Below are 12,702 nucleotides of genomic sequence, written 5' to 3' on the forward strand. Positions count from 1 at the left end.
TGGCAGGACGTGAGCGGGGGTCACTCCTCGCGCGTCGGGTCCTCGCCGCGGTCCAGGGCCTTCCACAGCTCCTCGGGCCGCTCCGGGTCGGGGGCGGTGCGGGGGGCCCTGCGGGGGCGGGGGGTGCCGTCGCGTTCGTACTTCGCGGACATGGCTGGCCAGCGGCCGCCGTAGCGCAGGGCGAGGAGCCCGGCGAGCAGGATCAGCAGGCCCCCGGCGGCCGTGACGTAGGGCCAGGCGGTGTGGCTGAGGGCGTGCACCGTGGCCGCCGCGTCACCGGTGGTGCGGGCGGCCTCCTCGTCGAGGGCGCTGCTGTCGCCCGCCCCGGCCCAGGCGCTGATCGCGGCTCCGAGGCCGCTGAGGGCGAGGAGGGCGGCGACGATCCGGCGCCCCGCCCCGCGCACCGCGAAGACGGCGACGAGGGCGGCGAGCCCGACGACGGCGAGAGCGGCGGGGACGCCCGTGACGTCCCGGCCGTCGGCGGTCAGCGGCAGTGCGCCGCCGCCGGTGGCCGCCTGCCCCTCCGCCCAGGTCTGCCCGGAGGCGAGGAGCACGACGGTCGCGCCCGCCGCGCCGAGCAGCAGACCTGCCGCGAGACTGCGGCGGCTCCCGGCGGAGTCGGGGGCGGTGTCGGCGGTTCGGGCACGGGGCTGGGGTACGGGGACGGCACTCACGCCCTCCACTATCCCCTACCGGTTCGGCGTTCGTTGAGCCGGTTGGCCGTATGGACGGCGCGGAGCACGGCGGCGGCCTTGTTGCGGCACTCGGTGTCCTCGGCGACCGGGTCGGAGTCGGCGACGACACCCGCTCCGGCCTGCACGTACGCGGTGCCGTCGCGGAGCAGGGCGGTACGGATGGCGATGGCGGTGTCGGAGTCCCCGGCGAAGTCGAGGTAGCCGACGCAGCCCCCGTACAGGCCCCGGCGGCTCGGCTCCAGCTCCTCGATGATCTGCATCGCGCGGGGCTTGGGGGCGCCGGAGAGCGTGCCCGCGGGGAAGCAGGCGGTCAGTACGTCGAAGGCGGTGCGGTCCTCGGTGACGCGGCCGGTGACGGTGGAGACGATGTGCATGACGTGGGAGTACCGCTCGATCGACATGAAGTCGACGACCTCGACGCTGCCCGGTTCGCAGACCCGGCCCAGGTCGTTGCGTCCGAGGTCGACGAGCATCAGGTGCTCGGCGCGCTCCTTGGGGTCGGCGAGCAGCTCGTCGGCGAGGGCCTGGTCCTCCTGCGGGGTGGCGCCGCGGTGCCGGGTCCCGGCGATCGGGTGGACCATGGCCCGCCCGTCCTCGACCTTGACGAGGGCCTCGGGGCTGGAGCCGACGACGTCGAACCCGTCGAAGCGGAAGAGGTACATGTACGGGGACGGGTTGGTGGCCCGCAGCACCCGGTAGACGTCCAGGGCGCTCGCGGTGCACGGGGTCTCGAAGCGCTGGGAGGGGACCACCTGGAAGGCCTCACCGGCGCGGATGCGCTCCTTGATGTCCTCGACGGCCGCCTGGTAGGCCTCGCCGCCCCACAGGGCGGTGTACGGGGGCAGCTCGGACGGGGACAGGGCGGCGGGGGCGTTCTCGACGGGGCGGCGCAGGTCCTGTTCCATCGCGTCGAGGCGGGCGACGGCGTCGGCGTGGGCCTCGTCGACGCCGGTGGAGAGATCGTTGTGGTTGATCGCGTTGGCGATCAGCAGGACCGTGCCGTTCTGGTGGTCGAGGACGGCGAGGTCCGAGGTGAGGAGCATGGTCAGCTCGGGGAGTTCCAGGTCGTCGCCGCCGTGCTCGCCGATCTTCTCCAGGCGGCGCACGATGTCGTAGCCGAGGTAGCCGACCATGCCGCCGGTGAAGGGCGGCAGGCCCTCGTCCACGACCAGGTCGCGGGGGGTGTGCAGGGTCTCGACGGTGGCCCGCAGGGCGTCCAGCGGATCGCCGTCCACCGGGACGCCGACGGGCGGGGTCCCCAGCCAGTGGGCCTCGCCGTCGCGGGCGGTGAGGGTGGCGTCGCTGCGGACGCCGATGAACGAGTAGCGCGACCAGGTCCGGCCGTTCTCCGCGGACTCCAGCAGGAAGGTGCCGGGGCGTTCGGCGGCGAGCTTGCGGTACAGGCCGACGGGGGTGTCGCCGTCCGCGAGGAGGCGGCGGCTGACGGGAACGACGCGCCGGTCGACGGCCAGCTTGCGGAAGGTGTCGAGATCCATGGCCGGTGACCTTACTGGTCGAGGAGGGGAAGCACGTCGGCGTCGAAGCAGGTGCGGTCGCCGGTGTGGCAGGCGGCGCCCGTCTGGTCGACCTTGACCAGCACGGTGTCGGCGTCGCAGTCCAGGGCGACGGACTTCACCCGCTGGATGTGGCCGGAGGTGTCGCCCTTGACCCAGTACTCCTGGCGGCTGCGTGACCAGTAGGTGCAGCGGCCCGTGGTGAGGGTGCGGTGCAGCGCCTCGTCGTCCATCCAGCCGAGCATCAGCACCTCGCCGGTGTCGTACTGCTGGGCGATGGCCGGGACCAGGCCGTCGGCGCCGCGCTTGAGGCGGGCGGCGATGGCGGGGTCGAGGCTGCTGGCGGGCGGCGTGGGGCCGGGCGTGCTGGTCATGGGCCCATTGTGCCGTGATGACGGAGGCCTCCCGGGCGGACGTCCACTGGGCGGACCCCGGGTGACGGCCGTACCCTGGCGGGCATGTCGACCCATGCGAAGCGTGAACGTCTCCTGCTCGCCGATCTGTTGGAGGCGGCCGGTCCCGAGGCACTGACCCTGTGCGACGGCTGGAAGACCCGCGATCTGGCCGCCCATGTGGTGGTCCGGGAACGCCGTGCGGACGCGGCGGGCGGGCTGGTGCTGGGGGCCCTGAAGGCCCGGCTGGAGCGGGTGCAGGCGGAGTTCGCGGCGAAGCCGTACGAGGAACTGATCCAGCTCATCCGGACGGGCCCGCCCCGGTTCTCCCCGATGTCCCTCAAGCAGATCGACGAGGCGGCGAACACCGTGGAGTTCTTCGTCCACGCGGAGGACGTGCGGCGGGCCCAGCCCGACTGGTCGCGCCGTGAGCTGGACCCGGTCTTCACCGATGTGCTCTGGTCGCACATCGAGAAGACCGCCCGGCTGCTGGGCCGCCGCTCCCCGGTGGGCCTGGTGCTGCGCCGCCCGGACGGTCAGACGGCGGTGGCCCACAAGGGCACCCCGGTGGTGACGGTGACCGGGGAGCCCGCCGAGCTGCTGCTGTTCGCGTACGGCCGGCAGAGCGCGGCGGACGTCGAGCTGGAGGGCGACAAGGACGCGGTGGAGCGGGTGGGGACGGCCGAGCTGGGGATGTAGGGCCCCTGCGACCTGGAGGACGCGTAGCGGAAGCCGGGCAGGTCAGCGGGGCAGTTCGGCGCGGCGCAGCGCGGTGACGGCGAGCCCCGCCGCGCCGCCGCTCGCGCACACCGCCGCGCTGACCGCGAAGACCGGCCCGGTGCCCCAGAGGGCGACGGCGGCCCCGGTGACGGGGTAGCTGAGCGGGACGACCGCGTAGGTGAAGAACGTCGACACGGAAGTGACCCGGCCCAGGTACGCCGGGTCCGCCGCGGTCTGGACGAGGGCCCCGCACAGGGCCCCGGCCAGGCCGCCGGAGAGACCCACGAACGCGGCGGTCGCGGCGGCCAGGGCCACGGAGGGCACCTGGGCCACGGCGGCGACGCCCATCGCGCCGGCGCATGCGGTCAGGCACATGACCAGCCCGGCGCGCGGCACCCGGCCCCGGACGGCGAGCAGGAGGGCGGACGCGGCCGCCCCGGCGGCGAACCCGGCGACGATCCAGCCCATGCCCGCCGCGCCCCAGCCGCGTTCCTCGGAGAGCAGGATCAGGCCGAGGTTGAGCGGGCCCACGAATCCGAGCTCGCTGAGGGCGATGACGAGCATGAGCGGGCCGAGCAGGGGGTGGCGGCGGATGTGGCGCAGCCCGTCGACGAGGTCGCGCCAGGCGTTCGGCGTCCTCCCGGTGGCCGTCGGCGGCTCCGGCTCCGGCAGTGGCCTGATCCGCAGGCGGAGGAGCAGGGGCAGCGACACGGCGAACAGCAGCCCGGCGGCGGCGAAGGCGAGGGCGGGTCCGCCGGTCGCCACGGCGACACCGCCCATCGGCGCGCCGACGATCGAGGCGCCGCGGGCGGCGAGTCCCCGCAGCCCCTGGATTCTGGCGAGCTGCCCGGTCGTGCTGATGCGGGGCGGCAGTGCTCCGACGGCGGGCAGGAACAGGGCGTCGACCGCGCCGAAGAGGAGGGCGACGACCACCAGGACGCCCACCGTGGGTGCGGTCAGGACGAGGGTGGCGGCCAGGCCGAGGACGAGGAGCGCGCGGGCGGCGTCGCTGCCGATGACGACGCGGCGGGGCCCGAGGCGGTCGGCGAGCACGCCCCCGCCGAGCATCAGGAGCGCCCGGGGTACGGAGCCCGCGGCGAGGACCAGGCCGGTGCCGGAGGCGCTGCCGGTACGGGCGGCGGCCCAGGCCAGGGCCATGAAGTAGACGCTGTCGCCGATCATCGACGCGGTGTAGGCGCCGAGCCAGCGCAGGACGTTGGGGTCGCGGTGTGCGGGGCGTTCGGGGGATTCCGTCGCTGTGGCCGTGGCGGTCACGCAGTCGTCCTTCCGGCAGGGGCGGCGGGCTCAGGGGCGGAAGGGGAATCCGTAGGTGTGCAGGGCGACGCTCTCGCGGCCCGCCGTGTCGCCCGCCTCCTCGCGGGCGCGGCCCGCTTCCTCGTAGCGGTCGATCAGCGCGCCCATCTCCCGTCCGAGGGCGGCCAGTTCCTCCGCGGTGAGGCGCAGGAGGCTCTCCGCGCTCCAGGAGGCGCTGCGCCATTCCGCGTCCCAGGAGTGACGTGAGTCCTGGTGGGCCCGGTAGAGCTCGACGTGCTGGTCGAAGGACATCCGGCCGGCGGCGGCGTAGACGGCCGCCCTGTCCGGCGCGTCGTCGAAGTCCGCGTCACTGAAGGTCAGCCCTCGGGAGGACGGCCGCCACCAGCGTTCCCGGCCGTCGGTGCCCTGCCCCTCGGCCGGTTCGATCAGCCCGTGGTCGGCGAGCTTGCGCAGGTGGTAGCTGACGAGGGAGACCGCCTCGTCGACCTGGTCGGCGAGCTGGGAGGCGGTGGCGGTGCGCTTGATGTGCAGCGCCCGGTAGAGCTTCAGGCGCAGGGGGTGGCCGATCGCCTTGAGGGTGTCGACATCGGAGACGTGGCGTCTTTCGTCGCTGGGCATGACACGACCGTAGATGCACAGGAGAAGTTGCGCAAGAATAATTGCGCAATATTTGTTGTGGAGTTCTTCAGGTGCCGAGCAGCCGCCGCGCGGCCAGGGCGAGCGAGACCTCTACCGCGTCCCGGGGGCGGGTCAGGCAGCGGCCGGTGAGCTGTTCGAAGCGGCGGAGGCGGTTGAGGACGGTGTTGCGGTGGCAGTACAGCCGCGCGCCCGCCCGCTGTGCCGAGCCGTCCGCGTCCAGCCAGGCGGTGAGGGTCTCCACGATGACGTCCCGGTCGGCGGGGTCCAGCCGGTCCAGTGGGCCCAGCACCCGGTCGGCCAGCGCGGAGCCGAGGGCCGGGGAGGACACGACGAGGGCGTCCGGGAGGTGCTCGTCGAGCAGGACGGTGCCGCCGGAGGCGGGACAGGCGCGCAGCGCGGTCTCCGCCAGCCGCCGGGCGTCACCGAGCGCGGCCAGCCCCTCGACGGCGGAGCCGATCGCGGCGCGGGTCCCGGCCGGGGCGGTCAGTTCGGCGGCCAGCGCGCTCAGTTCACCCGGCGGGCCCGTCAGCGGCAGGATCGCGAACTCGGCATCCGGGCCCGGGTGCCAGAGCACCGCCGCCCCCGGGAACGAGGAGGGCAGCGTCAAGGGCGGACAGGCGGCGGGCTGCCGCCCCTGAGCGGCCGACCGCACGGACCGCGGCCCCTGCTCGGCATGCCGCGCGGGCTGCGGGCCGCCCGGGCCTGCGGCGGCCACCGCAGGCCCCGCGGCGTGCCGCGACCCGCCCGCAGCGGCGGCGGGCTGCCGCCCCCGTCCGGTGGTGGCCACCGCGAGCACCGCGTACCGGCCCTGCTCCGGCAGCCCCAGCATGGCGGCCGCCTCGGCGAGGTCCGCGATCCGGGCGGTCCCGTCGAGCAGGGCCGCGACCATGAGCCGCTGCCGGTTCTCGCGCCGCCAGGACAGCCGCCGCTCGGCCTGCCGGTAGGCGTCCGCGACGATTCCGCAGTGCTCGTCGACGAAGTTCCAGACGTCGGCGGCGACATGGACGAGCAGCCGTACGTCGTCCGGGTCGCGGCGGGCGGTCTCGTCCACGAGGTCCTGCCAGACCATCGCGCCGCCCATCCGGAACGCGTGCAGGACGGCGTCGAGCGGGACGCCCTGTTCGGCGCGGATCTCGCCGATCCCCCGGGACGTGCGGTGGGCGGCCTCCCGGAACTCCCGGGGCCGGATGAGCGAGCCGACGTTGTGCCGCAGCGAGTGGTGGACCTCCTGCCAGACCTCGGCCCGGTCGGCGTCGATGGCCGCCCGGTAGCCGGGCTCCTGTTCGTACAGGGCCTCGACGAGCCTGTCGGTGAGGGCCGGCAGCCCGGCGACGAGGACCCGGGCGGCCCGGTGCAGCACATCGACGGCCTCACGGTCGGCCAGGGAACGCAGGCGCTGCGGCAACGGCGTCGCGGCGGGCGGTCCGTGCAGCGCCCCGATCCGCGAACGTACGAGCTGTGGCATGGCGGCCTCCACCGGGAATCGGCCGGCCGCGCGAATCGGCCGGCCCGGCGCACCCGGCCCGGCAGGGCGCGAGCGCGGCCGAACGATCCTGACGCCCGCAGAATGACATACCGCCCAGTCGGTACCTAGGGGTCTGCGCGGAACTGGTCATCACGGTCCTGCAACCCCCGGCGGCAGACGGCGGGCGTTGCAGGACCCCGGTACACCCCCTGCGTCAGCGGACGGGGTGGCCCGCTTCCCGCAGGGCGCCCTTGACCTCGGAGATCCGCAGGTCCCCGAAGTGGAAGACGGAGGCGGCGAGCACCGCGTCGGCGCCCGCCTCGATCGCCGGGGCGAAGTCCGCGAGCCGGCCCGCGCCGCCGGAGGCGATGACGGGGACGGTGACGTGCCCCCGCACCGCCTCGATCATCTCGGTGTCGTAGCCGTCCTTCGTACCGTCGGCGTCCATCGAGTTGAGCAGGATCTCGCCCGCGCCCAGCTCGGCGGCCCGGTGCGCCCATTCGACGGCGTCGATGCCGGTGCCCCTGCGTCCGCCGTGGGTGGTGACCTCGAAGCTGCCCTCCGGGGTGCGGCGGGCGTCGACGGAGAGCACCAGGACCTGGCGTCCGAAGCGTTCGGCGATCTCGCGGATGAGGTCGGGGCGGGCGATGGCGGCGGTGTTGACGCCGACCTTGTCCGCTCCGGCGCGCAGCAGCTTGTCCACGTCGTCGGGGGTGCGGACGCCGCCGCCGACGGTGAGCGGGATGAAGACCTGCTCGGCGGTGCGGCGGACCACGTCGTACGTCGTCTCGCGGTCGCCGCTGGAGGCGGTGATGTCGAGGAAGGTCAGCTCGTCGGCGCCCTCGGCGTCGTACAGCTTGGCCATCTCGACGGGGTCACCGGCATCGCGCAGGTTCTGGAAGTTGACGCCCTTGACGACCCGGCCGTTGTCGACGTCCAGGCAGGGGATGACACGTACGGCGAGGCTCACTTCGTGCCTCCCCGGTAGGCCTCGACCTCGACCTCGACGACCAGGCTCGGGTCGACGAACCCGGACACGATGATCATGGAGGCGGCGGGGCGCACGGCGTCGAACAGCTCCTTGTGGGCGCGGCCGACATCGTCGACGTCCCGGGCGTGCGTGAGGTACATCCGGGTGCGGACGACGTCCTCGCGGGCGAGGCCCGCCTGCTCCAGCGCCGCGAACGCGACGCCGAAGGCGGTGACCGCCTGCTCGTACGGGGAGCCCGCGGAGATCTGGCCGTTCACCACGGAGGTGCAGCCCGCCACCAGGACGAGCCCGTTGGGAAGCTCGACGGCACGCGAGTAGCCGAACTTCTCCTCCCAGGGGGCGCCGGTGGAGATCCGGCGCACGGCGGTGGCGGGGGCGGGGGTGTCCGTCATACGGCTACCGCCTTGAGCGCCTCTTCCAGGGTGAACGCCTTCGCGTACAGCGCCTTGCCGACGATCGCGCCCTCGACGCCTTCGGGGACGAGGAGGGAGATCGCCCGGAGGTCGTCGAGCGAGGAGACCCCGCCGGAGGCGACGACCGGGCGGTCGGTGGCGGCGCAGACGTCCCGCAGCAGGCCCAGGTTGGGGCCCTGGAGGGTGCCGTCCTTGGCGATGTCGGTGACGACGTAGCGGGCGCAGCCCTCGGAGTCGAGGCGGGCCAGGGTCTCGTAGAGGTCGCCGCCGTCGCGGGTCCAGCCGCGGCCGCGCAGGGTGGTGCCCCGAACGTCCAGGCCGACGGCGATCTTGTCGCCGTGCTCGGCGATGACCTTGGCGACCCACTCCGGGGTCTCCAGGGCGGCGGTGCCGAGGTTGACGCGGCGGCAGCCGGTGGCGAGGGCGGCCTCCAGCGAGGCGTCGTCGCGGATGCCGCCGGACAGCTCGACCTTGATGTCCATGGCCCCGGCGACCTCGGCGATCAGTTCCCGGTTGTCGCCGGTGCCGAAGGCGGCGTCCAGGTCGACGAGGTGCAGCCACTCGGCCCCGGCGCGCTGCCAGGCGAGGGCGGCCTCCAGCGGGGAGCCGTAGGAGGTCTCGGAGCCGGACTCGCCGTGGACGAGGCGGACGGCCTGGCCGTCACGGACGTCGACGGCGGGGAGCAGTTCAAGCTTCGGCATTACAGCGTCTCGATCCAGTTGGTCAGCAGCTGGGCGCCGGCATCGCCGGACTTCTCGGGGTGGAACTGGGTGGCCCACAGCGCGCCGTTCTCCACGGCGGCCACGAACCGTTCGCCGTGTGTGGCCCAGGTGACCCTGGGGGCACGGATCTTGGCGTTGGTGACTTCGAGGGACCAGTCGTGCGCCGCGTAGGAGTGCACGAAGTAGAAGCGGGCCTCGGGGTCCAGTCCCGCGAAGAGCCGGGAGTCCTCGGGGGCCTCGACGGTGTTCCAGCCCATGTGCGGGACGACGTCCGCCTTCAGGGGTCCGACCGTACCGGGCCACTCGTCCAGGCCCTCGGTCTCCACACCGTGCTCGATGCCGCGCTCGAACAGGATCTGCATCCCGACGCAGATGCCCATGACGGGGCGGCCTCCGGAGAGCCTGCGGCCGATGATCCAGTCGCCGCGGGCCCGCTTCAGCCCGTCCATACAGGCGGAGAACGCGCCGACGCCGGGGACGAGGAGCCCGTCGGCGGCCATCGCGCGGTCGTAGTCGCGGGTGATCTCGACGTCCGCGCCGACGTGGGCGAGGGCCCGCTCCGCGGAGCGGACGTTGCCGAAGCCGTAGTCGAAGACGACGACCTTTTTCCTGCCAGTCGTTTTGTCAGTCACAGCGTGCCTCTCAGTCCCACAGGCCCTGGATCCGCAGGACGCCCGCCACCAGGCACATCACGGAGCCGATCGACAGCAGCACGATGACGCCCTTGGGCATCCCCTGCTTGGCGAAGGAGTAGACGCCGCCGGCCAGGAAGAGGCCGACGACGATCAGGATGGTGTTGAGGCCGGTCACAGGGCGCCCTTCGTGGAGGGCAGGATGCCCGCGGCGCGCGGGTCGTGCTCGGCGGCATAGCGCAGGGCGCGGGCGAGCGCCTTGAACTGGCACTCGACGATGTGGTGGGCGTTGCGCCCGTACGGCACGTGGACGTGCAGGGCGATCTGCGCCTGGGCGACGAAGGACTCCAGGATGTGCCGGGTCATCGTCGTGTCGTACGTGCCGATCATCGGCGCGATGTTCTCCGGCTCGGTGTGCACCAGGTAGGGGCGGCCGGAGAGGTCGACGGTGACCTGGGCGAGCGACTCGTCGAGCGGGACGGTGCAGTTGCCGAAGCGGTAGATGCCGACCTTGTCGCCGAGGGCCTGCTTGAAGGCGGCGCCGAGCGCGAGGGCGGTGTCCTCGATGGTGTGGTGGGTGTCGATGTGCAGGTCGCCGTCGGTCTTGACCGTGAGGTCGAAGAGGCCGTGGCGGCCGAGCTGGTCGAGCATGTGGTCGTAGAAGCCGACCCCGGTGGCGACATCGACCTTTCCGGTGCCGTCGAGGTTGATCTCGACCAGCACGGACGTTTCCTTCGTGGTGCGTTCCACGCGGCCTACGCGGGGGCTCATGCGTCGTGCTCCTTCTTGATTTCGCGTACCGCATCGAGGAACGCGTCGTTCTCTGCCGGGGTTCCTGCGGTGACCCGCAGCCATCCCGGCACGCCGTTGTCCCGGACCAGGACGCCCCGGTCGAGGATCCGCTGCCAGACGGCGTGACTGTCGTCGAAGCGGCCGAACTGGACGAAGTTGGCGTCCGACTCGGTGACCTCGTAGCCGATGGCGCGCAGCTCGGCCACCAGCCGGTCGCGTTCGCTCTTGAGCTGCGCGACGTACCCCAGCAGCGTATCGGTGTGCTCCAGGGCGGCGAGCGCGGTGGCCTGGGTGACGGAGGAGAGGTGGTACGGCAGGCGCACCAGCTGGACGGCGTCGACGACGGCCGCGTCGGCGGCGAGGTAGCCCAGGCGCAGTCCTGCCGCGCCGAACGCCTTGGACATGGTCCGCGAGACGATCAGGTTGCGGCGGCCCTCGATCAGCGGGAGCAGCGAGGGGTGGTGGCTGAACTCGCCGTACGCCTCGTCCACGACGACGACCGAGGGCCCGGCGGCCTGGGCGGCCTCGTACAGGGCGAGGACGGTCCCGGCCGCCACGGCGGTGCCGGTGGGATTGTTGGGCGAGGTGATGAAGACGACCTCGGGCCGGTGCTCGGCGATGGCGGCGCGGGCGGCTTCCACGTCGATGGTGAAGTCCGCCGAGCGCGGGCCGGAGATCCAGCCGGTGCCGGTGCCCCGGGAGATCAGGGCGTGCATGGAGTACGAGGGTTCGAAGCCGATCGCGGTGCGGCCGGGCCCGCCGAAGGTCTGGAGCAGCTGCTGAAGGACCTCGTTGGAGCCGTTGGCGGCCCAGACGTTGGCGGCCCCCACCTCGTACCCGGCGGTGCGGGTGAGGTAGCGGGCCAGCTCGGTGCGGAGCTCGACGGCGTCCCGGTCGGGGTAGCGGTTGAGGTCGCGGGCGGCCTCGCGGACCCGCTCGGCGATCCGGTCGACGAGCGCTTCGGGCAGCGGGTAGGGGTTCTCGTTGGTGTTGAGGCGTACGGGGACGTCGAGCTGGGGTGCTCCGTACGGGGACTGGCCGCGCAGCTCGTCGCGGATGGGGAGTTCGTCCCAGGGGTTGCGCGGGGTGGTGTCGCTGCCGTTCGTCACTGCTGCGGGACCTTCCATCCGAACCGTGCCTTCATCGCGGCGCCGTGGGCGGGGAGGTCCTCCGCCTCGGCGAGGGTCACGACATGGTGGGTGACCTCGGCGAGCGCGTCGCGGGTGTAGTCGACGATGTGGATGCCGCGCAGGAAGGACTGCACGGAGAGGCCCGAGGAGTGGCAGGCGCAGCCACCGGTGGGCAGGACGTGGTTGGAACCGGCGCAGTAGTCGCCCAGCGAGACCGGGGACCAGGGACCGACGAAGATCGCCCCGGCGTTCCGGACCCGGTCGGCCACGGCGGCGGCGTCGGCGGTCTGGATCTCCAGGTGCTCGGCGCCGTACGCGTCGACGACCTTGAGTCCGTCCTCGACCGAGGAGACCAGGACGATCGCGGACTGGCGGCCCGCGAGGGCGGGCTCGATGCGGTCCTTGACGTGCTTGGAGGCGGCGACCTGCGGGACCAGCTCGGCCTCCGTCGCGGCGGCCAGCTCCTCGGAGTCGGTGACCAGGACGGCGGCGGCCATCGGGTCGTGCTCGGCCTGGCTGATCAGGTCGGCGGCCACGTGCGCCGGGTCGGCGGTGGCGTCGGCGAGGATCGCGATCTCGGTGGGCCCGGCCTCGGCGTCGATGCCGATACGGCCCTTGAGGAGGCGCTTGGCGGCGGCGACGTAGATGTTGCCGGGGCCGGTGACCAGGTTGACCGGGAGGCAGTCCTCGGTGCCGTACGCGAACATCGCGACGGCCTGGGCGCCGCCCGCCGCGTACACCTCGTCCACACCGAGCAGGGCGCAGGCGGCGAGGATCGTGGGGTGGGGCAGCCCGTCGAAGTCCTTCTGCGGCGGGGAGGCGACGGCGACGCCCTCGACGCCCGCCTCCTGGGCCGGGACGACGTTCATCACGACGGAGGAGGGGTAGACCGAGCGGCCGCCGGGGACGTAGAGCCCGACGCGCTCGACGGGGACCCACTTCTCGGTGACGGTGCCGCCGGGGACGACCTGGGTGGTGTGCCTGGTGCGGCGCTGCTCGCGGTGGACGAGGCGGGCGCGGCGGATCGACTCCTCCAGCGCCGCGCGGACGGCGGGATCCAGCTCCTTCAGGGCCAGGGAGAGGGCCTCGGCCGGCACCCGGACCGACGGGATCCGGACACCGTCGAACTTCTCCCCCCACTCGATCACTGCCGCGGAGCCACGATGGCGTACGTCCTCGCAGATGGGCCGCACCGTCTCCAGGGCGGCTTCCACGTCGAACTCGGCACGGGGCAGCAGGTCGCGCAGGGCGGCGCCCTCGGGGAGGACGTCGCCGCGCAGATCGATTCGAGAGATCACACGGCAATTCTCGCAGACCGCCGC

15 protein-coding genes are annotated in these 12,702 nt (G+C 73.4%); 1 reads left to right on the forward strand and 14 read right to left on the reverse strand.

Translation table 11 applies throughout. From position 1 onward, the window contains the following. Window positions 1-20: 20 nt before the first annotated feature. From ACZ5WC_RS00970 to hisI, 3 genes are read right to left on the reverse strand one after another with little or no spacing between them, the layout of a single operon-like run. The gene (locus tag ACZ5WC_RS00970) at window positions 21-683 is read right to left on the reverse strand and encodes a TIGR02234 family membrane protein (protein WP_468538718.1); all 663 of its coding nucleotides are present in this window, start codon (window positions 681-683) and stop codon (window positions 21-23) included. Continuing rightward, window positions 683-2,191 (reverse strand): anthranilate synthase component I, encoded by a 1,509-nt coding sequence (locus tag ACZ5WC_RS00975; RefSeq protein WP_468538720.1) that lies wholly within the window; start codon window positions 2,189-2,191, stop codon window positions 683-685. The genes ACZ5WC_RS00970 and ACZ5WC_RS00975 overlap by 1 nt, the downstream gene beginning before the upstream one ends. 11 nt (window positions 2,192-2,202) lie before the next feature. After that, a complete protein-coding gene (hisI, locus tag ACZ5WC_RS00980; protein WP_311119155.1) occupies window positions 2,203-2,583 on the reverse strand; it encodes a phosphoribosyl-AMP cyclohydrolase in 381 nt (126 codons plus the stop codon). Between the two features lie 84 nt (window positions 2,584-2,667). On the opposite strand from hisI, the gene ACZ5WC_RS00985 reads away from it, so the two are divergent. Next, entirely contained in the window at window positions 2,668-3,300 is a 633-nt protein-coding gene (locus ACZ5WC_RS00985; RefSeq protein ID WP_468538721.1) for a TIGR03085 family metal-binding protein, read from the forward strand. A 42-nt stretch (window positions 3,301-3,342) separates the two neighbouring features. On the opposite strand, the gene ACZ5WC_RS00990 is transcribed toward ACZ5WC_RS00985, so the two are convergent. The 11 genes from ACZ5WC_RS00990 to hisD all read right to left on the reverse strand — a co-directional run bounded on the left by ACZ5WC_RS00990 (window position 3,343) and on the right by hisD (window position 12,678). Next, entirely contained in the window at window positions 3,343-4,596 is a 1,254-nt protein-coding gene (locus ACZ5WC_RS00990; RefSeq protein ID WP_468538723.1) for an MFS transporter, read from the reverse strand. A 30-nt stretch (window positions 4,597-4,626) separates the two neighbouring features. Next, a complete protein-coding gene (locus ACZ5WC_RS00995; RefSeq protein WP_468538725.1) occupies window positions 4,627-5,214 on the reverse strand; it encodes an ArsR/SmtB family transcription factor in 588 nt (195 codons plus the stop codon). Between the two features lie 67 nt (window positions 5,215-5,281). Next, window positions 5,282-6,700 carry a PucR family transcriptional regulator gene (locus tag ACZ5WC_RS01000; RefSeq protein WP_468538727.1) on the reverse strand — a complete coding sequence of 473 codons (1,419 nt, stop codon included), beginning with the start codon at window positions 6,698-6,700 and terminating at the stop codon, window positions 5,282-5,284. 214 nt (window positions 6,701-6,914) lie between these two features. Beyond that, the gene (gene hisF, locus ACZ5WC_RS01005) at window positions 6,915-7,670 is read right to left on the reverse strand and encodes an imidazole glycerol phosphate synthase subunit HisF (RefSeq protein ID WP_468538729.1); all 756 of its coding nucleotides are present in this window, start codon (window positions 7,668-7,670) and stop codon (window positions 6,915-6,917) included. Beyond that, window positions 7,667-8,083, reverse strand: coding sequence for a RidA family protein (locus tag ACZ5WC_RS01010; protein ID WP_468538731.1), 417 nt, complete (start codon window positions 8,081-8,083; stop codon window positions 7,667-7,669). Before ACZ5WC_RS01010 ends, hisF begins: the two co-directional genes overlap by 4 nt. Continuing rightward, window positions 8,080-8,805: a bifunctional 1-(5-phosphoribosyl)-5-((5-phosphoribosylamino)methylideneamino)imidazole-4-carboxamide isomerase/phosphoribosylanthranilate isomerase PriA gene (gene priA, locus ACZ5WC_RS01015; protein WP_468538732.1), complete on the reverse strand. Its 726-nt coding sequence runs from the start codon at window positions 8,803-8,805 to the stop codon at window positions 8,080-8,082. Before priA ends, ACZ5WC_RS01010 begins: the two co-directional genes overlap by 4 nt. Then, a complete protein-coding gene (gene hisH / locus ACZ5WC_RS01020; RefSeq protein WP_096631062.1) occupies window positions 8,805-9,458 on the reverse strand; it encodes an imidazole glycerol phosphate synthase subunit HisH in 654 nt (217 codons plus the stop codon). The genes priA and hisH overlap by 1 nt, the downstream gene beginning before the upstream one ends. A 10-nt stretch (window positions 9,459-9,468) precedes the next feature. After that, complete coding sequence (locus tag ACZ5WC_RS01025) at window positions 9,469-9,636, reverse strand: hypothetical protein (RefSeq protein WP_179500280.1); 168 nt, start codon at window positions 9,634-9,636, stop codon at window positions 9,469-9,471. Continuing rightward, a complete protein-coding gene (gene hisB / locus ACZ5WC_RS01030; RefSeq protein WP_096631064.1) occupies window positions 9,633-10,229 on the reverse strand; it encodes an imidazoleglycerol-phosphate dehydratase HisB in 597 nt (198 codons plus the stop codon). Before hisB ends, ACZ5WC_RS01025 begins: the two co-directional genes overlap by 4 nt. Further along, window positions 10,226-11,359 (reverse strand): histidinol-phosphate transaminase, encoded by a 1,134-nt coding sequence (locus tag ACZ5WC_RS01035; protein ID WP_468538734.1) that lies wholly within the window; start codon window positions 11,357-11,359, stop codon window positions 10,226-10,228. The genes hisB and ACZ5WC_RS01035 overlap by 4 nt, the downstream gene beginning before the upstream one ends. Next, on the reverse strand, window positions 11,356-12,678 hold the full coding sequence (hisD, locus tag ACZ5WC_RS01040; RefSeq protein ID WP_468538736.1) for a histidinol dehydrogenase: 1,323 nt from the start codon (window positions 12,676-12,678) through the stop codon (window positions 11,356-11,358). Before hisD ends, ACZ5WC_RS01035 begins: the two co-directional genes overlap by 4 nt. Between the last annotated feature and the right edge of the window lie 24 nt (window positions 12,679-12,702).

The sequence above is a fragment of the Streptomyces sp. NPDC033165 genome (assembly GCF_055577965.1).